This is a genomic window from Streptomyces sp. UC4497 (assembly GCF_054871485.1).
On sequence record NZ_JBTYHB010000003.1, the window covers coordinates 475926 to 497514 of the forward strand.

The 21589-nt window shown below is 70.4% G+C and carries 21 protein-coding genes and 1 pseudogene; 14 read left to right on the forward strand and 8 right to left on the reverse strand.

Annotated elements, in window-relative coordinates; all coding sequences use genetic code 11:
* Positions 1-33 precede the first annotated feature (33 nt).
* Complete coding sequence (locus ACYSUO_RS07105; RefSeq protein WP_461775146.1) at positions 34-978, forward strand: alpha/beta hydrolase; 945 nt, start codon at positions 34-36, stop codon at positions 976-978.
* 3 nt (positions 979-981) lie between these two features.
* Positions 982-2574: a flavin-containing monooxygenase gene (locus tag ACYSUO_RS07110; protein ID WP_461775147.1), complete on the forward strand. Its 1593-nt coding sequence runs from the start codon at positions 982-984 to the stop codon at positions 2572-2574.
* 41 nt (positions 2575-2615) lie between these two features.
* Here ACYSUO_RS07110 and ACYSUO_RS07115 read toward each other — a convergent pair.
* Positions 2616-3155, reverse strand: a pseudogene (locus tag ACYSUO_RS07115) (TerD family protein); the annotation flags it as partial.
* A 219-nt stretch (positions 3156-3374) separates the two neighbouring features.
* On the opposite strand from ACYSUO_RS07115, the gene rpmF reads away from it, so the two are divergent.
* From rpmF to ACYSUO_RS07140, 5 genes are all read left to right on the forward strand, one after another.
* Positions 3375-3545 (forward strand): 50S ribosomal protein L32, encoded by a 171-nt coding sequence (gene rpmF, locus ACYSUO_RS07120; protein ID WP_389269350.1) that lies wholly within the window; start codon positions 3375-3377, stop codon positions 3543-3545.
* Positions 3546-3634: 89 nt separating this feature from the next.
* The gene (locus tag ACYSUO_RS07125) at positions 3635-4072 is read left to right on the forward strand and encodes a VOC family protein (protein WP_461775148.1); all 438 of its coding nucleotides are present in this window, start codon (positions 3635-3637) and stop codon (positions 4070-4072) included.
* 276 nt (positions 4073-4348) lie between these two features.
* A complete protein-coding gene (locus tag ACYSUO_RS07130; RefSeq protein WP_461775149.1) occupies positions 4349-5023 on the forward strand; it encodes a PepSY domain-containing protein in 675 nt (224 codons plus the stop codon).
* Between the two features lie 151 nt (positions 5024-5174).
* A complete protein-coding gene (locus ACYSUO_RS07135; RefSeq protein WP_461775150.1) occupies positions 5175-6275 on the forward strand; it encodes a serine hydrolase domain-containing protein in 1101 nt (366 codons plus the stop codon).
* A 147-nt stretch (positions 6276-6422) separates the two neighbouring features.
* Positions 6423-7004: a hypothetical protein gene (locus ACYSUO_RS07140; RefSeq protein WP_461775151.1), complete on the forward strand. Its 582-nt coding sequence runs from the start codon at positions 6423-6425 to the stop codon at positions 7002-7004.
* A gap of 59 nt (positions 7005-7063) precedes the next feature.
* On the opposite strand, the gene ACYSUO_RS07145 is transcribed toward ACYSUO_RS07140, so the two are convergent.
* Positions 7064-8236, reverse strand: a complete 1173-nt coding sequence (locus tag ACYSUO_RS07145; protein WP_461775152.1) for a cytochrome P450 — start codon at positions 8234-8236, stop codon at positions 7064-7066.
* A 290-nt stretch (positions 8237-8526) separates the two neighbouring features.
* Between ACYSUO_RS07145 and ACYSUO_RS07150 the strand changes: the two genes are divergently transcribed.
* Together ACYSUO_RS07150 and ACYSUO_RS07155 are read left to right on the forward strand one after the other, a co-directional pair.
* Complete coding sequence (locus ACYSUO_RS07150) at positions 8527-9111, forward strand: dihydrofolate reductase family protein (protein ID WP_461775153.1); 585 nt, start codon at positions 8527-8529, stop codon at positions 9109-9111.
* Positions 9112-9214: 103 nt separating this feature from the next.
* Entirely contained in the window at positions 9215-10084 is an 870-nt protein-coding gene (locus tag ACYSUO_RS07155) for a pentapeptide repeat-containing protein (protein WP_461775154.1), read from the forward strand.
* A gap of 14 nt (positions 10085-10098) precedes the next feature.
* On the opposite strand, the gene ACYSUO_RS07160 is transcribed toward ACYSUO_RS07155, so the two are convergent.
* Entirely contained in the window at positions 10099-10449 is a 351-nt protein-coding gene (locus tag ACYSUO_RS07160; RefSeq protein WP_461775155.1) for an STAS domain-containing protein, read from the reverse strand.
* A gap of 320 nt (positions 10450-10769) precedes the next feature.
* On the opposite strand from ACYSUO_RS07160, the gene ACYSUO_RS07165 reads away from it, so the two are divergent.
* Both ACYSUO_RS07165 and gap read left to right on the forward strand, forming a co-directional pair.
* Positions 10770-11726, forward strand: coding sequence for a GlxA family transcriptional regulator (locus tag ACYSUO_RS07165; protein ID WP_461775177.1), 957 nt, complete (start codon positions 10770-10772; stop codon positions 11724-11726).
* Between the two features lie 118 nt (positions 11727-11844).
* The gene (gene gap, locus ACYSUO_RS07170) at positions 11845-12843 is read left to right on the forward strand and encodes a type I glyceraldehyde-3-phosphate dehydrogenase (RefSeq protein WP_461775156.1); all 999 of its coding nucleotides are present in this window, start codon (positions 11845-11847) and stop codon (positions 12841-12843) included.
* Positions 12844-12878: 35 nt separating this feature from the next.
* On the opposite strand, the gene ACYSUO_RS07175 is transcribed toward gap, so the two are convergent.
* The 3 genes from ACYSUO_RS07175 to ACYSUO_RS07185 form a co-directional block, all read right to left on the reverse strand.
* Entirely contained in the window at positions 12879-13856 is a 978-nt protein-coding gene (locus tag ACYSUO_RS07175; protein ID WP_461775178.1) for an L-threonylcarbamoyladenylate synthase, read from the reverse strand.
* A gap of 68 nt (positions 13857-13924) precedes the next feature.
* On the reverse strand, positions 13925-14566 hold the full coding sequence (locus ACYSUO_RS07180) for a carbonic anhydrase (RefSeq protein WP_461775157.1): 642 nt from the start codon (positions 14564-14566) through the stop codon (positions 13925-13927).
* Positions 14567-14763: 197 nt separating this feature from the next.
* Positions 14764-16287 carry a catalase gene (locus tag ACYSUO_RS07185; protein ID WP_461775158.1) on the reverse strand — a complete coding sequence of 508 codons (1524 nt, stop codon included), beginning with the start codon at positions 16285-16287 and terminating at the stop codon, positions 14764-14766.
* A 386-nt stretch (positions 16288-16673) separates the two neighbouring features.
* Between ACYSUO_RS07185 and ACYSUO_RS07190 the strand changes: the two genes are divergently transcribed.
* Positions 16674-17762 (forward strand): glycoside hydrolase family 76 protein, encoded by a 1089-nt coding sequence (locus tag ACYSUO_RS07190; RefSeq protein WP_461775159.1) that lies wholly within the window; start codon positions 16674-16676, stop codon positions 17760-17762.
* A gap of 76 nt (positions 17763-17838) precedes the next feature.
* Here the strand turns inward: ACYSUO_RS07190 and ACYSUO_RS07195 are convergent, their stop codons facing one another.
* A complete protein-coding gene (locus ACYSUO_RS07195; protein WP_461775160.1) occupies positions 17839-18525 on the reverse strand; it encodes a DUF2848 domain-containing protein in 687 nt (228 codons plus the stop codon).
* 166 nt (positions 18526-18691) lie between these two features.
* Between ACYSUO_RS07195 and ACYSUO_RS07200 the strand changes: the two genes are divergently transcribed.
* Positions 18692-20041, forward strand: coding sequence for an MFS transporter (locus ACYSUO_RS07200; RefSeq protein ID WP_461775161.1), 1350 nt, complete (start codon positions 18692-18694; stop codon positions 20039-20041).
* A 36-nt stretch (positions 20042-20077) separates the two neighbouring features.
* Positions 20078-20902, forward strand: coding sequence for a carbon-nitrogen hydrolase family protein (locus tag ACYSUO_RS07205; RefSeq protein WP_461775162.1), 825 nt, complete (start codon positions 20078-20080; stop codon positions 20900-20902).
* Between the two features lie 60 nt (positions 20903-20962).
* Here the strand turns inward: ACYSUO_RS07205 and ACYSUO_RS07210 are convergent.
* A partial coding sequence (locus ACYSUO_RS07210; protein WP_461775163.1) for a GntR family transcriptional regulator occupies positions 20963-21589 on the reverse strand: 627 nt, incomplete at its 5' end.

The window sequence follows — 21589 nt, forward strand, 5'->3', positions numbered from 1 at the left end:
GAAGACGAGCGGGATCGACGAGGGGACGGCCGTATGCCACTGGAACCGGTGACCCAGGCGTTTCTGGCGGAACTGGCCAAGTCCGACGGCCCGGCGATGCACGAGTCCACGCCGGCCATCGCCCGGCTCTACGGCCCGATCCTGTCCGGTATCAGCGGCCTGGGCCCGGAGGTCGGCGCCGTACGGGACATCAAGATCGAGGGCCGTGACGGCGGGCGATTCCGCACGCGGGTGCTGCGGCCGGCCGGCACCCCGCAGGCGGTCGTCGTGTACTTCCACGGCGGCGGCTGGGTCATCGGGGACATCGACCTGCAGTACGACCACGTGGGCCGCCGGCTCGCGAACGCCACGCAGGCGACCGTGGTGATGGTCAACTACCGCAAAGCGCCCGAGTATCCGTTCCCCACAGCCGTCGAGGACAGTTGGGCCGCCCTGACCTGGACCGCCGAGCATGCGTCGGAACTCGCCCCGCAGGGAGTCCCGTTGCTCGTCGCCGGTGACAGTGCGGGCGGCAACATCGCGGCGGTGATGACCCGTTGGGCCCGCGACCGCGACGGGCCCGCCGTCGACTACCAGGCCCTGATCTATCCCGTCACCGACTACGACCTGAACCGAACCTCGTACATCGCCCCGCAGAACCAACTCATGCTCACCCGCGACACCATGGCCTGGTTCTGGGGCCACTACCTCCCCGACGAGCGGGCCCGCACACACCCGGACGCCTCCCCGCTGCGCGCCGACACCCTCGCGGGCCTGCCGCCGGGGCTCGTGTACGTCGCCGAGTACGACCCGCTGCACGACGAGGGTGTGGCCTACGCACAGGCGCTGCGCGACGCCGGCGTCCCTGTGGCCCTGGAAGAGGCCGAGGGCCAGATGCACGCCTTCTTCCAGATGGTGGGCATCCTGCCGGGCTTCGAGGACGGGCTGCGTCTCGTGGCGGAGCACATCAACAAGTTCGTCGCCGAAAGGACGGTGTGAGCCATGGCCGACCACGACGTGATCGTCATCGGCGCCGGATTCGCCGGCCTCTACCAGCTGCACCGACTGCGCGCGCTCGGCTTCGACACCTGCGTGGTCGAGGCCGGGGCGGACGTCGGCGGCACCTGGTACTGGAACCGCTACCCGGGCGCCCGCTGCGACATCGAGTCCGTCGAGTACTCCTTCTCCTTCGACGCCGAGCTGGAGCAGGAGTGGGACTGGAGCGAGCGCTACGCGGCCCAGCCGGAGATCCTCGCCTACGCCCGCCACGTGGCCGACCGCTTCGACCTGCGCACGGACGTCGTCTTCAACACCCGCGTGGAATCGCTCGATTGGGACGACGCGGCGGAGCGTTGGACGGTCCGGGCCTCCGACGGCACGCCCCGCACCGCCCGGTACGTCATCGCGGCCACCGGATGCCTGTCCGTACCGTCCCGGCCCGACTTCGAGGGCCTCGCGGACTTCACCGGCGAGGTGCTGTGGACGTCCAACTGGCCGCACGAGGGCGCCGACCTGGCCGGCAAGCGGGTGGCCGTGATCGGCACCGGATCCTCCGGGCTGCAGACGATCACCGCGATCGCCCCGCTGGTCGGCTCGCTCACCGTCTTCCAGCGCACCCCGTCCTACGCGGTGCCCGCCCACAACGGCCCCAACGCCGCCCGCCTCGCAGCGGCGCGGGCGCGCTACCCCGAACGGCGCGAAGTGTCCCGCGCCTCATCGAAGGGATTCGACTGTGACGAAGAGGCGCAGGTGCTGCTGGTCGAGACCGAAGAGGAGGAAATCGTAGGGGAGTTGGACCGCCGTTGGGACATCGGCGGCCTGTGCTTCGGCAGCGGCTTCAGCGACCTGCTGAGGGACGCGGAGGCCAACGAGGCCGTCGCCGAGTACGTCCGCGCCCGGATCCGCGAGAAGGTGAAGAACCCCGAACTCGCCGAGCGGCTCACCCCGCGCACGTACCCGATCGCCAGCAAGCGGATGTGCGTCGACACCGGCTACTTCGAGGTGTTCAACCAGGACAACGTCACCCTGGTCGACCTCGCCGAGCGGCCGATCGACCGGATGACCGAGCGCGGGATCCGCACCGAGGACGGGGCCGCGTACGACGTCGACGTCATCGTCATGGCGACCGGATTCGACGCGATGACGGGCGCCCTGAACGCCATCGACATTCGGGGCGCCGACGGCCGCTCGCTGCGCGACAAGTGGGCCCACGGCCCGCGCACGTATCTGGGCCTGATGTCGGCCGGCTTCCCCAACCTCTTCACGGTGACCGGCCCCCAGAGCCCGTCCGTCCTCTCCAACATGATGACCTCGATCGAGCACCACGTGGACTGGATCACCCGCGCCCTCACGCACCTGCGCGAGCGCGGACTGCACCGCATGGAGCCCGACCCGGACGCCGAGGACAACTGGGTCAACACCACCAACGACCTCGCCGACCTCACGCTCATGCCACAGGCCGCGTCCTGGTACATGGGCGCCAACGTCCCAGGAAAACAACGGGTGTTCATGCCGTTCATCGGAGGCGTCGGCCTCTACCGCGACCTCACCGACGGCATCGCAGTGAGCCACTACCACGGCTTCGAACTGAGCTGAGCTGAGCTGAGCGGGAGGGGGGGGAGCGGTCCCGGTGCGGCTCAACCCTGCCGGGCGCTGCCCATTTCGGCCGGGAACGCGCTCGCGTCGCAGTCGAAGCCCTGGATCAGTTCGTGGAGTTTCCACGCCCCGGAGTCATTCCGCCGGAATTCGACGATCGTCGCGGCGGTGGCCCCGGCGACCGGCGTGAAATCGGTCTCCAGAAGCTCCGTGTACTTCTCCACGACCACGACCCCGGCGTTCTCGATGTCGGAGAAGGTGCGCGGGTCGACGTCCTGATGGATCACCACTCCGACCACCACTCGCGCGTAGGAGGACGCCAGTCGGTCGAGTTCGAGAGTCATGACCTCGACGAAGCCGAAACCCATCCCGGTCTTGCTGTCCCGGATCATGTTGATGGTGCCGTCGGGGGAGCGGCTGTCGTAGTGGACGACGTACGCGGGTTCTCCGTCGATGGCGTCCTCGGAATACGTCGCGGCGACGATGTCGAGATGGCGCGGTGACTCCCCGACGGGGCTCGGGTCCCAGCGAAGCCTGACCTCGATCTTCTGCAATCCCGTCGTGACGCTGCTCACCGGACGCCGCCTCCCTGCCCCGAGTCACCGAGAGGCCATCCCGCCCCCGTGCCCTCAAGTATGGCCTGCCACCAGCGGCTTGATGGCCTCTTAACGCAATTCGCCCCCGCGCGCGACGGCCTCACACCCCCTCCCCAACTTGGTAATGGGATCCATTTTCATGTAGCGTCCCCGTGTCGCGCCTCGCCGCGCCCCCTTCCCGCCCACCGCCCCCTGGAGGATCCGATGGCCGTTCCCAAGCGGAAGATGTCCCGCAGCAACACCCGCCACCGCCGCGCCCAGTGGAAGGCGACCACGCCCCAGCTCGCCCCGGTCACGGTCGACGGCGTCCCGTACCTGGTGCCGCAGCGGCTGGTGAAGGCGTACGAGCGCGGGCTGCTGCGGCCGGAGGGCTGACCGCACACGACCCGCGAACACGAGCACCACGAGCACCACGAGGTCGAAACGCACGCCCAGCGGGCGGCCCGGCTCGTAGCATGCAGCGCATGGCCATCAAACTTGAGAACGTCGCCATCGCTGTTCGCGACCTCGAAGCAACGATCTCCTTCTTCACCGACCTCGGCCTCACGGTCCTCGGCCGTGACACGGTCAGTGGGGAGTGGACCGATACCGCCGTCGGCCTTGATGGCAATCACGCCAAGATCGCGATGCTCCAGACGCCGGACGGGCAGGGCCGCCTGGAGCTCTTCGAGTACATCCACCCGGACGCGATCGAGACGGAGCCGACCCTTCCCAACGAGATCGGTATGCACCGTGTCGCCTTCTCGGTCGACAACATCGACGAGGCCCTCGAGACGGCCGCCAAGCACGGGTGCCACCCGCTCCGCGGCGTGGGCACCTATGAGGACATCTACAAGCTCACCTACGTCCGCGGCCCCAGCGGCATCATCGTGATGTTCGCCGAGGAGCTGAAGAAGGGCTGACGGCCGATCGGGTCAATCGGCCTCTCGGCTCCTGTGTGCGTGCGGGGCGGGCGGGAGGCCGTGCGGCGGGCCGCGGCGTCTACCAGGGTCGAGGCCGTGCGCGGGGCGTCGGGATGCCGAGCCCCGGCGGTGCTGGGACGATCGGCGGGCGTCCGCTTCGTGCCCGTTTGCGGAGTCGCCGTGAGGGCGGCGGGCGCACGGGGTGACCTGGGCGCGGGAGCGGCGCGGATCTCCCCGGCCCACGGCACGAAAGGCCCAGCCATGCACTCTGTACCCGTGAAGCGGAGCAACCGAAGCGCGCGAGGGCGTGCCGTCGGCGTCGTGTGCGCCGTGGCCGCATCGCTCTCCCTGCTGAGCGCCTGCTCGTCGGACGACGGGGACGACACCTCCTCGGGCGCCAAGGAGAGCGAGAGCGCCTCCCAGCAGGATCAGGCCAGCGACGCGACCCCGACCGGCCGGCTGAACGAGGACCAGGCCGAGCGCAAGAAGCTGCTCTCCGCGACGAAGGTCGACTGGGAGAAGGCGGCACGCACCGCCGAGAAGGAAGTCTCCGGCAGCAAGCTCCTGGACATCGAGCTCGGCGACGACAACCAGGGCAACCCGGAGTGGGAGGCCGAGGTCGCCGCGTCCGACGGCACAAGCACCGACGTACGCGTCGACGCCGTCACCGGCAAGGTGAGCGGCTCCACGACGGACAAGGACCAGGACGCGGACGACAAGAAGGAGAACTCCGACAAGCTCGCCGCGGCCAAGATCACGGCAATGAAGGCCGCCGATACGGCCATCGACCGGAAGAAGGGCAAGGTCACCTCCGTCGCCCTCGATGACGACGACAGCGGGTCCACGGTCTGGTCGGTCGACGTGGTCACGCCTGCCACCTGGGACAAGACGTCGTTCGACATCGACGCGGCCAACGGCAAGGTCCTGAACGAGCACGTCGACAAGGACTGAATTCCCCCGGCCCCGCGACGCGTTCGGCCGGCTGCGCCGACCGATGAGTTTCCCGGTGAACCCGGGTCATCATGAAGGACGGTACCCAAGGCCGAACGCGCCGGATCGGGGGACGCAACATCGTGGACCGCGAACCAGATGTCCTGTTGGGATGACGACCGTGCCCCCGCTGCGGCAAGAGATCCAGAGCGCCGTCGACGAGCTCGTCGGGACGGGAGCCGAGACCGGCCTTCAGATCGCCGTCTTCCGGCACGGCGTGCTCGTCGCCGACGCCGTCGCCGGGGTCGCCGACTCCCGGAATGGGTGCAGGGTGACCGCGCGGACCCCGTTCTTCAGCTTCTCCGCGGGCAAGGTCATGACGTCGCTGATCGCTCACCTGCTCGTCAGGACCGGAGCGGTCGGATACGACACACCGCTGATCGACCTGTGGCCGGAGTTCGGTGCCCACGGCAAGGAGGCCGCGACGCTTCGGCATGTGCTGACGCACTCGGTCGGTGTGCCGGCCATGCCACGCGACATCGGCCCCGCCGACCTCGCCGACTGGCCGCGGGTCTGCGGCGCTCTGGCCGACGCAGAACCCCTTTGGCGGCCCGGGGCCAGGACCGGCTACCACTCGTTCACCTTCGGCTTCCTGGTCGGCGAGGTCGCACGCCGGGCCACCGGCAAACCGATGCGGCAGCTCCTGCGCGAGTGGATCGCCGTGCCCCTGGGCCTCGACGGCGAGCTGTATTTCGGAGTGCCCCGCGCCGACCTGACCCGCTTGGCGCGACTCGATGACGCCACGCCGCCACCGGCCGCCGCACCCGACGACGATGCCGTTCTCGCGCCCTGGGAAATGCGACCGAGCGCGGCCATGGGCAACAGCCACGACATCCTGCTCGCGGACATCCCGTCGGTCGGCACCTTCACCGCGCGGGGCGTCGCGGCCATGAACGCGGCGGTGCTCGACGGTCGGCTCATCGGCCCGGACCAGTTGGAGGAGCTGACGGCCGTCGCCTTCGAGGGCACCGACCAGGTCTTCGGCAACCCCGCCCGACTGTGCCTGGGCTACCCGCTCGGCCGCATCGGCGCCCAACAGGCCGAAGCGTCCACCACGTTCGGCTGGATCGGCGGAGGCGGCAGCTATGTCTACGCCGACCCGGCCACCGGCATCTCCTTCGCGATGACGAAGACCCGCCTCACCCCTCACTTCAACACCGCGCAACGCCTCGCGGACATCACCACGGACCGGGCATCCGAGTCCCTGGCGTAGAGGAAATGCGCGGGCCTCCCTCGTTCTGCATGCCGTTGGAGGAGGAGTGTGGGGCTTGGCCACTTGTGACCGAGCGCGCCATCTGGGAGACCAGCCACCGGCCTCGGGCCGGCCTGGCCCCCGGCAACTCGCAGGGGAGGCACGGTCATGGAGACACAAGGCGACTGGGCAGGTACCGCGCGTCGAACATGGCTCTGGCCGGTGGCGATTCTGGTCGGCTTCCCGATCGGCGGGCTTGTCGCAGATCTTGTCGTCGACGGAGTCGATTCCGTGGGGAGTGCGCTCGTTGCCGGGCTCATCGCGGGGGCGATCATCGGGGCGGCGGAGTGGTTCGCCTTGCGGCAGTGGGTCCCGTGGCTCTGGATCGCGGCGACGAGCGCGGGCATGGCCACGGGCCTGGCCGCCGGAGCGGCCCTGGCCGATTACGGGACCGGTCGAGGAGATGTCGTCGTCATCGGCGCTGTGACCGGCCTCTGCGTAGGGGTGTCGCAGGCGCTGGTGCTTGCGCGACGCGGCAACACTGGGGCGTTCTGGTGGGCCGTTGCGAACCCGCCTGCCTGGGCGCTCGGCTGGCTCGTGACGTCGTACGTGATCACAACGAACATCGACGAGCAGTTTCCGAACTTCGGTGCCAGCGGCGCGCTCGTCTTCGGACTACTGACCTGGCTGCTCCTCGCGGTGTGCTTCCGTACGGAGGCGTCCGACGTGAGGGAGCCCGCGGTCCGGTGAAGAGCATCCGGGGCGGGCGGTTGAGCGTCGCACGCCCCGCCCGTCCGGGCCCCCGCCGGTTAGATGCTGACCGTGACCTCCAGATGTTCCAGCCCACGCAGCCCGTTGTTGAGCAGCGGCGTCGAGGACACGGTCTCGAAGCGGCGCACCCGGTCGGCAAGGCGGTCCAGGAGCGTGCCCATCTCCACGCGGGCCAGGTGCATGCCGACGCAGACGTGTTCGCCGCGGCCGAAGGCCAGGTGGTCCGAGGGGCGGCGGGTGATGTCGAAGCGTTCCGGGTCCGGATAGTGGCGCTCGTCGCGGTTCGCGGAGCCGTAGAGGAGGGCCACCCGGCTGCCCGCGGGGAGAGGGACCCCGTCGATCTCGTGGTCCTCGGTGAGGACGCGGCTGAACTGGGGGACCGGGGTCTCAAGCCGCAGCGACTCATTGATGGCGTGGGGGATCAGGGAGCGGTCGGCCCGCAACAGGTCCCACTGGTCCGGGTGTTGGGCGAAGAGCGCGATCGCGTTCGTGATCGCGAGGATCGTCGTGTCGAGGCTCGGCGTGACGTAGTCGAGCATCAGCGCCGGGCACTTCTCGCGCGGCAACTCCCCACGGTCGGCCGCCTGGTGGAGGTGGGCGGCCCAGCCGTCGGGGTCGATGCGCCCGGAGACCGCCTCGTGGGCGACGTAGTCCATGAACTCCTCGACCACGGGCGCCGCCTTCGTGAAGCGCTCGTTGGCCGGCCCCTGCATGTCCCACATGGCCGCGGCCCACTCCAGCATCTTGTCGCGCCCCCGGTCGGGCAGGCCGACGAGGTCGGAGACGACGGCCATGGGCAGATGCTCGGCCAGCTCCGTCGCGGCGTCGAACCGGCCCCGCGCGACCAGCTCCGCGACGATCCGCTCGGCCTCCGCCTCGATGGTGGGGGTGACGTTGCGCATCCGGTCCTGGCGCAGCGGACGGCCCAACACCGCACGCATCGCGGTGTGTTCTGGCGGATCGCTGCACAGCGTGATCCCCTCGAGCTGCGCGTTCATGTCCGGATCGACGAACACCCCGCGGGCCGAGGAGAACGTCCGCCAGTCCATGAGCGCCGCGCGCACGTCCTGGTAGCGGGGGAGGGCGTAGAGGTCGTAGCGCGACAGGTGCACCACCGGTCCGAGCGCTCGTAACTCCTTGTAGATCGAGTACGGGTCGGCCCGCGCACCGGGCGTGTAGAGATCGACGTCGCTGACCGGTATCGCGGACATACACGCTCCTTGGGACGAGGGCCCGAACGGCGTTCGGCGTGGGCCCGGTTCGTCGTCGGGTACGGAAGGTCCGAGCGATCGTGGCATGCGGCCCGCGACCCTTCGGCGTATGTCATGAACACAAGACATTTCTGTGACAGTCCCGACCACAGGGGTGTTTCTGGCCGGAGCCGGGATGAACCGACCTCGACGTACGCCTCGCCAGGTCGATGAGTTTGCCCGCTGCCTGGGGTCTTCCACTGTGACAACGGAGCCCTTCCGTGCCATCTAGGAGAGAGAGGGAGGCGGTCATGCGCAACCCGATTCGGCTGTACATGTCGATGTCGCTCGACGGCTTCATCGCCGGTCCGGACGATCGACCGGGCCAGGAGCTCGGCCGCGACGGCGGACGCCTCTTCAACTGGCTCGACGACAGGGAATCCGACGGCCCCAGCGGACAGGTCTACCGCGAGGCCCTGGCGACCGGCGCGGTGATCTCCGGCCGTCGTACCTTCGAACTCGCCGGACGCTGGAAGGGCGACCACCACGACGGGGTGCCGATCTTCGTCCTCACCCATCACGTGGACGACGGGGACGTGCCGCCCGGCCACGCGCGATTCGTCACCGACGTCGAGGACTGCGCCCGGCAGGCGCGCGCGGCCGCCGGGGACCGGCCGGTCATGGTCCACGGGGCGGGCGCGGCCCAGGCGCTCCTGCGGGCCGGCCACATCGACGAGATGGAGATCCACCTGGTCCCGGTCCTCCTCGGGGACGGCCGACGCCTGTTCGACCACCTCGGTGCCGACCACATCGAACTCGACTTCGCCCGCCGCCTCGACGACCGGGACGTCACGCACCTGCGCTACAGGGTGCGCCGCTCCGAGGAGACCGCGTGAGGCCCCGCTCGGCGCTCCCACCGGCGGGGCCCGTTTGTACAGTCAGGGAGTGACGGATGCTGAACGGGCCCCTTCCGAGCCACCTGGCCACGCCGGGCGGCACATGCGTGCAGCGCCGGCCGACGCCGAGGCCGCCGCGGTCCTTGCCCAGTGGGAGGCCGCCGAACAGGACGTCGCCCTGGACGCAACGTACCTGGACCTGACGGGAGCAGACCTTTCCGGCGCCGACCTCGGCAGCGCGCTGTTCTGCCCGGCGACGGCTCGGGGCGTCGTACTGAAGGAAGCAGACCTGTATCGGGCGAACCTCGGGTGGTCGGACTTCAGCGGAGCGGTGCTGACCGGCGCCAGTCTGGTCAAGGCTGAGCTGACCGAGACGGTGCTGCGCGATGCGGACCTGACGCAGGCCGATCTGGGTTCCGCGGACCTGTACGCGGTCGACGCCCGACGGGCGTGCTTTGCGGGCGCGCGCCTGGACGGCGCCTCGCTGCTGGGCGGCACTCTGCTGGAGGGTGCCGACCTGCGAGGGGCCGGCCTGTCCCGGACGAGTTTCCGCGTGGTCCTCGACGAGCGCACCCGGCTCGAGGGCCTGCACGGCAGCATCTACGGGCCCGCATGCGTCGCGGACCAGGACGGACGACATGAACTGGCGGGCCTCGCCCTTGAGTTGTGGCTGGCGGGGCGGGGAGCGACGGTGGAGGTGCTGAACTCCCCTGCGGACACGACGACGTACTACGCGCGCGTCGGGAACGGGTTTTCGCGCAGCAACCCGGCAGGTGTCGTACGCCGCCGTCGGGCCGAGGCCGTCGTGCGCGACGAGGCCTTCACCCGGAACCTGCGCTGGGAGGCGACGGAGTACCTGCGGCGCCACGAACTCGGCCACAACGACGACGAGCACGTCGAGATCACCTCGGCGGAAGCCGACGAATTCGTACGCCGCGCCACCCCGGGCAACTCGACCGTGGCGAAACCGTAGTTCGGTCGTCCGGATCAGGAGTCGGTGGCCTCCTGTGGGGGTGGTTCGGGGGAGGCGAGGAGGAGGCAGGCGGTGCCGGAGATGTCGAGGACCCGGCGGACGGGGCCGCTCACGGCGATCAGGCGCAGGCTGCCTCCCGCGTCCGCGGCCAGCTGTTGATGGCGCACGAGGAGGTTGATCCCGGTCGAGTCGGTGAACGGCACGTCGGCGAAGTCGAGTTCGCAGCGGCGTGGATGCAACGGGATCAGCACCCGGTCGAGGCCGGGCGCGGTATTCAGGTCGAGTTCCCCGCGCGCGCGGAGCAGGACAAGATCTCCGGCGTCGACGACGTTGATGTCGAAGAGGGGTGAGGTCGGCGTGCTCATGGTTGTTGCTCCTCGGCCTACCCGCTTGAGGTGCGTTGAGTGTTCCATGGAAGCACCGAGCGCACGGTCCTGGCATCAGAACCGGCGGAAGGCGGCCAAGGTTGCTTGTTGGACATGCCTACGGCATATGGTGGACGGGCCTATTGGCGCGAACAGACGGTCCTGAGCGGACGGTGGCATATGGCGCCGCGTCCGGGCCGAGTGCGGGAAAGCGTATGACAGCCGGACGGCCTGCGCCCGGAAATGCCGTGCACGTGAAATTGCCCCTGCATTCAGGTGGTACGCGGTCGACCCCCGCGTAACCTCCTCCTGTGTCAGATGTGTCAGCCTCTCGCCCCCACCATGTCGCCGTCCTCGTGCTCGAGGGAGCCAAACCGCTCGATGTCGGCATCCCCGCGCAGGTGTTCACGACCCGCGCGAGCATGCCGTACGAGGTGCGGGTGTGCGGGGCCGAGCCCGGGCTCGTGACCGGCGGCGACGGTCTCGCGTACTCCGTGGCGCACGGGCTCGAAGCCCTCGCCTGGGCCGACATCGTCTTCGTCCCCGGCTACCGGTTCCCGGACCGGGAGGACCCGCCGCGGGCCGTCGTCGACGCGCTGCTCGCCGCCCACGAGCGGGGCGCCCGGCTCGCCGCCATCTCGACCGGCGCCTTCGCGCTCGCCGCCACGGGACTGCTCGACGGCAGGCGCGCCACGACGCACTGGCACTACACGCGCGCCCTCGCGGCCAGGTATCCGCTCATCCAGGTCGACGAGAACGTGCTGTTCGTCGACGAGGGCCCGGTGCTCACCTCGGCCGGCGCCGCCTCCGGCATCGACCTGTGCCTGCACATCCTGCGCGGCGACCTCGGAGTCGCCGCGTCCAACCACGCCGCCCGCCGCCTGGTCGCCGCGCCCTACCGCAGCGGCGGCCAGGCCCAGTACGTGCCGCGCAGCGTTCCCGAGCCGCTCGGGGAGCGGTTCGCCGCCACCCGGGAATGGGCGCTGCACCGGCTCGGCGAGCCGCTCACCCTCGACACACTGGCGCGGCAGGCCGGGGTGTCACCGCGCACCTTCTCCCGGCGCTTCGTCGACGAGACCGGATACACCCCGATGCAGTGGGTGATGCGCGCCCGTATCGACCTGGCCCGCGAACTGCTCGAGCGCTCGCAGCGCAGCGTCGAACAGATCGCCGCCGACGTCGGGCTCGGCACCGGCGCGAACCTGCGGCTGCACTTCCAGCGCATCCTCGGCACCACACCGAGCGAGTACCGGCGGACCTTCACGCCGGGCGGCTGACGCGTCCCGGGGCCGCTCGACGCCGCGTGGCGGGATCCTTTTGAACCCTGGCGATCGCGCCACTGTCCGCGCCGCGAGCCCCGCGCGAGCCTGGTGGGGAACGGAAGGGACACCATTCATGACTCGCATCGCCATCAACGGATTCGGCCGCATCGGCCGCAATGTGCTGCGCGCCCTGCTGGAGCGCGACAGCGACCTCGAGGTCGTCGCCGTCAACGACCTGACGGAGCCCGCCACGCTCGCCCGGCTGCTCGCCTTCGACAGCACGGCGGGACGGCTCGGGCGTCCGGTCACCGTCGACGGGAACACCCTCGTCGTCGACGGCCGGCGGATCACGGTGACGGCCGAGCGCGAACCGGCGCAGCTGCCGTGGGCCGAACTCGGCGTCGACCTCGTCCTGGAGGCCACCGGCCGCTTCACCTCGGCCAAGGCCGCCCGCGCCCACCTCGACGCGGGCGCGAAGAAGGTACTCGTCAGCGCCCCGTCCGACGGCGCCGACGTCACCCTCGCGTACGGGGTCAACACCGACACGTACGACCCGGCCGTGCACACCATCGTCTCGAACGCTTCGTGCACCACCAACGCGCTCGCGCCACTGGCCAAGGTTCTCGACGAACTCGCCGGTATCGAGCACGGGTTCATGACGACGGTGCACGCCTACACGCAGGAGCAGAACCTCCAGGACGGCCCGCACCGCGACGCCCGCCGCGCCCGCGCCGCCGGGGTCAACATCGTGCCGACCACGACCGGCGCCGCCAAGGCGATCGGCCTGGTCCTCCCGAACCTCGACGGCAGGCTGTCGGGTGACTCGATCCGCGTCCCCGTACCGGTGGGCTCGATCGTCGAACTCAACACGACCGTCGCCCGCGACGTGACGCGCGACGACGTGCTGGCCGCCTACCGCGCCGCGGCAGACGGCCCGCTCGCCGGGGTCCTCGAGTACTCGGAGGACGCCCTCGTGTCCTCCGACATCGTGGGCAACCCCGCCTCGTCGATCTTCGACTCGGCCCTCACCCGCGTCGACGGCCGGCACATCAAGGTGGTCGCCTGGTACGACAACGAATGGGGCTTCTCGAACCGGGTGATCGACACGCTGGAGCTCCTCGCCACCCGCTGATCCGTCAGAAGGGCCCTCGGGCCCCCGCCCGCTGGTTACGCGGGCCGGGGCCCGGCCGCCCGGCGCAGACGGTTGGCGATCGCGAGGCCGAGGCCCTCCTGCGCCGGCAGCGACGCGAGGATGAGGTCGCAGCCCTGCTCGTCGAGTTCGCGCAGGTAGCCGTAGAGGCCGCGCGCATAGGCGTCCAGCGACGCGGGGACGGCGGCCACGGCGTGCGCCTTCACCGGCTCCGGAGCGTCCGCGAGGGCCGACGGCAGGAACACGCCCACCCGGTGGCCGAGTTCGTGCGCGCGGTTGGTCTCGGCGAGGAGCTCCTCCGGGGCTACGAGGACGACGCGCGCGTTCGGCGCGTAGTGCGACGGGTGCTGGCCCGGCACACGCACCTCGCTGGTGTCGGGGACGTCGAGGGGACGCCCCAGCGCCCGTTCGAGGGCCTCGCGCGTCACACCGCCCGGCCGCAGAATGCTCAGCGACTCGCTCGTGGCGTCGACGATGGTCGACTCGACGCCGACCTCGCAGGGGCCGCCGTCGAGCACGAAGTCGACACCGGCACCGAGCTCGGTGCGGACGTGGTCGGCCGTGGTGGGGCTGACCGAGCCGAAGCGGTTGGCTGACGGAGCCGCGATGCCGCCACCGAAGGCCTTGAGCAGCTCCAGTGCGACAGGGTGGTCGGGCACGCGCAGCCCCACCGTCTCCAGCCCGCCGGTGGTTTCGTGAGGCACCCGGCCACTGCGCCGCAGGACCAGCGTGAGCGGCCCCGGCCAGAAGCGCTCCGCGAGCAGGCGAGCCGCCTCGGGCACGTCCTCGGCCCAGTCGTCCAGGTGCTCGGCGCCGCCGATGTGGACGATCAGCGGGTGGTTGGGCGGGCGGCCCTTGGTCTCGAAGATGCGGGCGACGGCGGCCGGGTTCTCGGCGTCGGCGCCCAGGCCGTAGACCGTCTCCGTCGGGACGGCGACGAGCCCGCCGGCGCGCAGCACGCCGACCGCCTTGGCGGTGTCGGCGTCGATCTCGATGTCACGGGCGGGTGCCGGCACCCGCGCGTTGTCCTTCACTGTGGTGCGCTTCTTTCGATGGGGCGGGGTCAGAGTGCGGCGTCGGCGGTTTCGCTCAGGCCGTGGGAGGCGACCAGCTGCGCGGTGCCGTCGGCCAGTCGGTAGGACAGGCCCACCACGGCGAGGCGGCCTGCGGCCACCTGCTCGGACAGCACACGGGAACGGTCGAGCAGCAGGTCGACGGTGTGCCGGATGTGCTCGTGCAGGATCTCCTCGTCCGCGCCGCGGCCTGCGGCGCGGGCCGCGAGCACGCTCGGCGTCACGCGCTCGACGACGTCCCGCACGAAACCGGCGGGTGCCCTGCCGCCGTCGGCGGCGTCCTTGGCGGCGGCGATCGCCCCGCACGAGTCATGGCCGAGGACCACGACCAGCGGGCAGCCCAGCACACTCACCCCGTACTCGATGCTGCCCAGCACCTCCGAACCGACGACGTGGCCGGCCGTGCGGACCACGAACATGTCCCCGAGCCCCTGGTCGAAGATGATCTCGGCGGCGAGGCGGGAGTCGGAGCAGCCGAACAGCACCGCGAAGGGGTTCTGCCCGGGGGCGGTCTCGGTACGGCGCGCGGCGTCCTGGTTGGGATGTCCGGGGGTGCCGGTCACGAAGCGTCGGTTGCCGTCCAGCAGCATCGCGAAGGCTTCGTCGGGAGTGGGATTCAGCGTCTCGGTCACGACGGCAGGCTACGACGCGCTCCCCGCAACCGCGCAGCCAGGTCCATCGAACCCCGACGGAGGAAGCCGCCCTCGTCCTCGTCGCGCACGTCACCCCGGGCATGAGGGCTGGACTCCGGCCACACGTCAGTAGTCGTGGTGGCCGTGAACCGCCCGCATGCCCGGGGTGTACGTCAGGGCGTCAGGACCTCGGTCGCTCAGGCCTTGTCCTGCATGCTGCTGCGCGCCGGGTTGGCCTGCTCCGCCGCCTTGGGGTCCTTCTCGCCGGCCTTCGCCTGCACGCCTTGCTTGATGCGTTCGCCGATGGTCCGGTCGATGTTGGACCAGTACTCGAACGCACGGTGCAGCACCGGCTCACTCACGTCGTTGAGCAGGTGGCCGACGACGTTGTCCACGAGGCGGTCGCGCGCGGCGTCGTCGAGGACCTCGCGCACCATGGTGCCCGGCTGGCCCCAGTCGTCGTCCTCGGCGTGGTCGACGTAGGCGGCGCGGGTGATGTCGCCGTCCGCGTACCAGCTGGGCGGTGTGCCGTAGCGGTCCGTGTCGGCCGCCGGGCCGCCCTTGGAGTTCGGCGCGTAGACCGGGTCCGTGGTCTTGCGGTACGCCATGGCCCCGTCCTTGGAGTACGTGTGTACGGGCGCGACGGGAGCGTTGACCGGCAGCTGCTGGTAGTTGCCGCCGATGCGGTGACGGTGCGCGTCGGCGTAGGAGAAGAGCCTCGCCAGCAGCATCCGGTCGGGGCTCGGGCCGATGCCCGGGACCAGGTTGTTCGGCTGGAAGGCCGCCTGCTCGATCTCCGCGTGGTTGTCCGTCGGATTGCGGTCGAGCGTCATCTTGCCGACCTCGACCAGCGGGTAGTCGGCGTGCGGCCAGACCTTGGTCAGGTCGAAGGGGTTGAAGCGGTATGTGGGCGCGTCGTCGTACGGCATGATCTGCACGTACAGCGTCCAGCTGGGGTACTCCCCGTCGCGGATGTGCTCGAAGAGATCACGGGTGTGGTAGTCCGTGTCGGCCGCGGCCATCTGGTCGGCCTCGTGCTGGGTGAAGCACTCGACGCCCTGGTCGGTCTTGAAGTGGTACTTCACCCAGAACCGCTCGCCCTGGGCGTTGATCCACATGTAGGTGTGGGACGTGTAGCCGTTCATGTGGCGCCAGGTGCGCGGGATGCCACGGTCGCCCATCAGCCAGGTGACCTGGTGCGCGGACTCGGGCGAGAGGGTCCAGAAGTCCCACTGCATGTCGTGGTCGCGGAGGTTGTTGTCCGCGCGGCGCTTCTGGGACCGGATGAAGTGCTGAAACTTCATCGGGTCCTTCACGAAGAACACCGGGGTGTTGTTCCCCACCATGTCGTAGTTGCCCTCGGTGGTGTAGAACTTCACCGCGAAACCGCGGGGGTCGCGCCACGTGTCCGGGCTTCCGCGCTCGCCGGCGACCGTGGAGAACCGGGTCACCAGCTCGGTCCGGGTACCGGGCTGGAACACCGCGGCCTTCGTGTAGGGGCTGACGTCGGCGGTGACCTGGAAGTGGCCGAAGGCGCCGCTGCCCTTGGCGTGGGGCTGCCGCTCCGGGATCCGTTCCCGGTTGAACTGCGCCATCTGCTCGATCAGATACGAGTCCTGCAGCAGGATCGGTCCGCCGGCGCCGACCGTGAGCGAGTGCTCATCGCTTTCGACCGGAACGCCGGCATCCGTGGTCGTCGCTTTGGCTGTGTCGTCACTCATGGGCTACGCGTGCCTTTCGACGGAGGTCCTAAACGCCCTCGGTGCCCTGCGGGTGCGGGCCTCGGAGGACGTTTCAGGCGGAGCCGCCTCTCGAAGGGCACACCGGGCAAACCGACGACATGACCATGCTGCGGCCTCCGTACGGACACGGCCATTCGTAGAGCGCCGCCTCGGGTGGCCCACGTCGGCCGCTCACGCGTCGTGGGCGCCCTGCACCTGCCCACAAGTTCCGTGTGGTGCACGAGGGTTGACGGTGAAAAAGGCACCTGGTTTCGTTCTCAGGGCGCGGCGCCATCCGGGCGCGTTCTGACAACGATGTCAAACGTATACGGGGAGGTGGTGGCCGCGCACGCCGGTCGGCTCCGCCTCTCCGAAGGGACCGCATGATGCGCACCCGTACAAGACGGCTCTCCCTCCTCCTGACCGCCGCCACCCTCGGCCTGAGCCTGCTGGCCGCGGGCCCCGCCGGCGCAGCCCCGCGCGCCGACCGGCACCAGGACGCGGTGGATGCCGTGGACGGCCTGATGACCTGGTGGAACGAGGACACCGGCGCCTTCGAGAGCACCGGCTGGTGGAACAACGCGAACGACCTGCAGGCGCTCCTCGACTTCTGGCAGGCCCCCGGCGACACGGGCGGCCACGACATCAAGAAGATCGCCGACCGGATCTACGAGAAGAACGTCGACGCCAAGGACGGCCGGTTCCGCAACGAGTACCTCGACGACACCGGCTGGTGGGGCCTGGCCTGGCTGCGGGCGTACGACCTCACCGGCGAGAAGCGCTACCTGGACACCGCCATCGCCGACGCCGACCACATGTGGAAGCACCACGACAACACCTGCGGCGGTGGGGTGTGGTGGAACTACGAGCACAAGTACAAGAACAGCATCACCAACGAACTGTTCATCACCCTCTCCGCGGGCATCCACAACCGCCTCGACGGTGACTCGACGTACCTGGGGCGGGCGCAGAGCGTCTGGGGCTGGTTCCAGTCGAAGAAGCTCATCAACAAGGACAACCTCATCAACGACGGCCTCAACGACGCGTGCGTCAACACGGGCGAGTCGACCACGTGGACGTACAACCAGGGCGTCATCCTGGGCGGCCTCGTCGAGCTCCACAAGGCCACCGGCTCCAGCGCCGTCCTCGCGAAGGGCCGCAAGATCGCGGACGCGGTCGCCGCCTCGCCGCTGCTCGCGCCCGACGGGATCCTCTCCGAGCCGAACGACGACGACACGGACGGCGGCGCCGACGGACCGTCCTTCAAGGGCGCCTTCATGCGCGGCCTCGGTGCGCTGAACCGCACCCTTCCCGACCACCCGTACTCCGGCTTCATCGACCGCCAGGCCGACGCCCTCAACACCCTCGACCGCAGCGGCGACTTCTACGGTTTCCACTGGAACGGCCCCTTCGACAAGGCCGACGCGGCCCGCCAGCACAGCGCGCTCGACGCGCTGACGGCGGCGATCTACTGACCGAGTTCTTTCTGTTTCTGTCGTCGGGTGCGCACGCCGTGGGCGTCGCACCCCACGCCCGTTCTCCGCGGCCCGCTCAGCCGATCGGCACCGGCAGCGGCGTCACCGCGTAGGCCAGCGTGATGGTGTCACCGGTCGACGGGTCGGACAGCTCCACCCGCCAGGCCTCGCCGAACTGGTCCACGCCCTCCGCCATCGGGATGGTGCCGGAGATAAGCACCGTGCCGGGGAGCAGCTCACCGCGCTCGCGCAGCACGTCGGCCCAGTACGACGGCGTGAGCAGCTCCGCGAGGGAGCCGTCCTGGATCAGGGACTCCTCGCCCTGCACCGTGACCCAGGCGCGCAGCGTCAGGTCGTCCAGGCGGCCCTCGACGTCCGAGAGGCGCCAGGCGCGGCGGGCCAGGACGTCCGGGCTCGCGTTCTTGCTCCAGGCCACGCCGTGCACCTCGAGCTCGCGGTCCGTGTGGTCGCACGCGGCCGTGAGCAGCAGCTCGCCGTCCCGCGCCACGACGAGCGCCCACTCCGCCTCGCCCGAGGTCCGCCCGTGCTGCACCGCGACCCGCTCGGTCTGCTGCGCGAGGTAGGGGGAGATCGGGTACAGGGCCGGGGTGGTGGTCGGCGCGGGCACACCGAGCTCGGCGAGCTCGGCGACGTGCGCGGCGACATCGTCCTGGCTGCGCCCGGCGTATCCGGCGTTGAGGACCTGGACGACATCCACGTCGCGGGTGGAGCCGTCGGGCAGTTCGAACGTGAGCAGCGTCATGGAAATCTCCAGGGGTGAGCAGGTAGGAGGGTTGCGAAGCGGTTAACTTCCCGTTCGGGGCTTGCGCATACGACCTGTATACAAGAAGTATGCCGGAAGGTCGATGTCCCCCCGAACGTCGACGTCCCCCCTCAGACCGTCGAAGCTCCCCGAACCGAGGACCGAAATGCTGCAAGACTCCCCACGCGGCGCGCCCGCCGCACCGGTCGTCACCCCGAACCGCTCCGGTCTCGTCCGGGCCTTCTTCGCGAGCCTCACCGGCACCGCCCTGGAGTGGTACGACTTCGCGGTCTACTCCGCCGCGTCGGCCCTCGTCTTCGGCGACCTGTTCTTCCCCTCCGAGGACCCGCTCACCGGCACCCTGCTGGCCTTCTCCACGTACGCCGTCGGCTACGTCTCGCGCCCGCTCGGCGGCATCGTCTTCGGGCGACTCGGCGATGTGATCGGCCGCAAGAAGGTGCTGATCGCGACGCTCGTACTGATCGGCGCGGCCACGTTCCTGATCGGCCTGCTGCCCACCCACAGCAGCATCGGCGCCGCCGCCCCCATCGCGCTGGTCGTGCTGCGGTTCGCGCAGGGCGTGGGCGTCGGCGGCGAGTGGGGCGGCGCCGTGCTGCTCTCCAGCGAGTTCGGCGACCCGAAGAAGCGCGGCTTCTTCGCCTCGGCCGCGCAGGTCGGGCCGCCCGCGGGCAACCTCCTCGCCAACGGCGTCCTGGCGGCGCTCGGCGCCCTGCTGACCGAGGACCAGTTCCTCTCCTGGGGCTGGCGCGTCGCCTTCCTGGTCTCCGGCGTCCTGGTCGGATTCGGCCTGTGGATCCGCGCGAAGCTGGAGGAGACCCCGGTCTTCAAGGCGATGGAGGCCGAGCAGACCCGCCCCGAGGCGCCGGTGCGCGAGGTGCTCACCCGGCAGCCGCGCGCCCTGATCGCGGCGATCCTCGCCCGCGTCGCCCCGGACGTGCTGTACGCCCTGTTCACCGTGTTCGTGCTGACGTACGCCACCGACGAGCTGGACATGTCGCGGGGGTCCGCGCTGACCGCCGTACTCATCGGCTCCTCGCTGCAGATCGTCCTGATCCCGCTCGCGGGCGCGCTCTCCGACCGCGTCAACAGGCGCCTGCTTTACGGCTGTTCGGCCGTCGGCGCCGGTGTGTGGCCGTTCGTCTTCTTCGGCATGGTCGACGGCGGCTCGTGGGGCCTGCTGGTCCTCGGTGTGATCGTCGCGCTGATCCTGCACTCGCTGATGTACGGCCCGCAGGCCGCGTTCGTCGCCGAACAGTTCTCGCCGCGGCTGCGCTCCACGGGCTCCTCGCTCGCGTATACGCTGGCCGGTCTGATCGGCGGCGCGATCGCTCCACTGCTGTTCACGGCGCTGCTCGGCTCGTTCAACAGCTGGGTGCCGCTCGCGATCTACGTTGCCGTCACCGCGGCCGTGACCGTCACAGGACTGCTGCTGGGCCGCGACGCGGAGGCGGCCACGGACGAGGACACGGAGCTGGTCGCGCAGGCGACCGCCTGAACCGCACACCTACCGCCACACCAGGAGGGACACCTCATGCTGATCGCCCTGAGCCAGCTCACCACCGGGCCCGATCCGGCCAAGAACCTCGACCTCATCGAGGAGCAGGCGCGGCGCGCGGCCGACGCGGGCGCCCGCGTCGTCGTCCTCCCCGAAGCGGCGATGGCCTGCTTCGGCACGCCCCTCGCCCCGCTCGCCGAGCCGCTCGACGGCCCGTGGGCGAACCGGCTGCGGGCCATCGCCGAGGCGGCCGGCATCGTCGTCGTCGCCGGGATGTTCACCCCGGCCGACGACGGGCGGGTGACCAACACCCTGCTCGCGACGGGCCCGGGCGTCGAGGAGACCTACGACAAGATCCACCTCTACGACGCCTTCGGCTTCGCGGAGTCCCGCAACGTCGCGCCCGGTACGCGGGTGGTCACCATCGATGTCGACGGCGTCCGCCTCGGCCTCGCGACCTGCTACGACGTGCGCTTCCCCGAACTCTTCCGGGCCCACGCCGACGCGGGCGCCGTCGGCACGCTGCTCCCCGCTTCCTGGGGCGCGGGCCCCGGCAAGCGCGAGCAGTGGGAACTCCTCGTACGGGCCCGGGCGTTGGACGCCACGGTCTGGGTCGCCGCCGTGGACCAGGCGGACCCGGCGGCGAGCGGCATCGACGTCAAGGGCACGGCCCCGACGGGCATCGGGCACAGCATGCTGGTCGGCCCGGACGGCACCGTGCGGGACAGCCTGGGCGCCGAACCGGGCCTGATCGTCGCGGAGTTGGACGTCGCCGAGGTCGACCGGGTGCGCGAGAAGACCTCCGTGCTGGCCAACCGCAGGCTCGGGCGCGACGACGCGGTGATCACCTACCCGAAGTGACATGGCCGGGCCGGCCCAGGGACACCCGGGTCGGCCCAGAACTCCCCGGGTCGGCCCGGATCACCCGGCCAGCAGTACCTTCAGCGTCGACTCCAAGTGGCTGTCGATCGCCGCGCCCACCGCGTCCGCGTCGCCCGCGGCGAGCGCGTCCAGGATCGTCTTGTGCTCGTCGATGACCGACTTCTGCCGTCCGCTCTGGTTGTACAACGCCACGACGCCCGCGCGCACTTGGCGGCTGCGCAGCCCGTCGTAGTGGCGGTCCAGCAGGCCGTTGCCCACGGCCTGGACGATCGTCGCGTGGAAGCGGTGGTCGATGGCGATGAACTCCTTGGCGTCGTCGGGTCCGCTCAACCCGCGCTGCCGCTCAAGGAGTTCGCCCAGTTCCTCCAGCGGCACCCGGTCCGCCTTGATGACCTGCTCCGCCGCGTACCGTTCCACCATGCCGCGCAGTTCCATCAGCTCGGTGATCTGCCGCCCGGTCAGCCGGGAGACGCGCGCGCCGCGCCGGGGCACCATCTCGACCAGATCCTCGGCGGCGAGCAGCAGCAGGGCCTCGCGGATGGGGGTGCGGGAGACGCCGATGCGGTCGGCGATCTCCTGCTCGGAGAGGAACTCGCCCTGCATCTCCGGGTCGGTGAGCACCGTCCCCTTGAGGTAGGCGTACGCCTTCTCCCGACCGGACGTCGC

Coding starts and splice junctions, on each gene's coding strand:
- ACYSUO_RS07105 (WP_461775146.1), top strand. CDS start 34: ATGCCACTGGAACCGGTGACCCAGGCGTTTCTGGCGGAACTGGCCAAG.
- ACYSUO_RS07110 (WP_461775147.1), top strand. CDS start 982: ATGGCCGACCACGACGTGATCGTCATCGGCGCCGGATTCGCCGGCCTC.
- rpmF (WP_389269350.1), top strand. CDS start 3,375: ATGGCCGTTCCCAAGCGGAAGATGTCCCGCAGCAACACCCGCCACCGC.
- ACYSUO_RS07125 (WP_461775148.1), top strand. CDS start 3,635: ATGGCCATCAAACTTGAGAACGTCGCCATCGCTGTTCGCGACCTCGAA.
- ACYSUO_RS07135 (WP_461775150.1), top strand. CDS start 5,175: ATGACGACCGTGCCCCCGCTGCGGCAAGAGATCCAGAGCGCCGTCGAC.
- ACYSUO_RS07140 (WP_461775151.1), top strand. CDS start 6,423: ATGGAGACACAAGGCGACTGGGCAGGTACCGCGCGTCGAACATGGCTC.
- ACYSUO_RS07145 (WP_461775152.1), bottom strand. CDS start 8,236: ATGTCCGCGATACCGGTCAGCGACGTCGATCTCTACACGCCCGGTGCG.
- ACYSUO_RS07150 (WP_461775153.1), top strand. CDS start 8,527: ATGCGCAACCCGATTCGGCTGTACATGTCGATGTCGCTCGACGGCTTC.
- ACYSUO_RS07155 (WP_461775154.1), top strand. CDS start 9,215: ATGCGTGCAGCGCCGGCCGACGCCGAGGCCGCCGCGGTCCTTGCCCAG.
- ACYSUO_RS07160 (WP_461775155.1), bottom strand. CDS start 10,449: ATGAGCACGCCGACCTCACCCCTCTTCGACATCAACGTCGTCGACGCC.
- gap (WP_461775156.1), top strand. CDS start 11,845: ATGACTCGCATCGCCATCAACGGATTCGGCCGCATCGGCCGCAATGTG.
- ACYSUO_RS07185 (WP_461775158.1), bottom strand. CDS start 16,287: ATGAGTGACGACACAGCCAAAGCGACGACCACGGATGCCGGCGTTCCG.
- ACYSUO_RS07190 (WP_461775159.1), top strand. CDS start 16,674: ATGCGCACCCGTACAAGACGGCTCTCCCTCCTCCTGACCGCCGCCACC.
- ACYSUO_RS07195 (WP_461775160.1), bottom strand. CDS start 18,525: ATGACGCTGCTCACGTTCGAACTGCCCGACGGCTCCACCCGCGACGTG.
- ACYSUO_RS07200 (WP_461775161.1), top strand. CDS start 18,692: ATGCTGCAAGACTCCCCACGCGGCGCGCCCGCCGCACCGGTCGTCACC.
- ACYSUO_RS07205 (WP_461775162.1), top strand. CDS start 20,078: ATGCTGATCGCCCTGAGCCAGCTCACCACCGGGCCCGATCCGGCCAAG.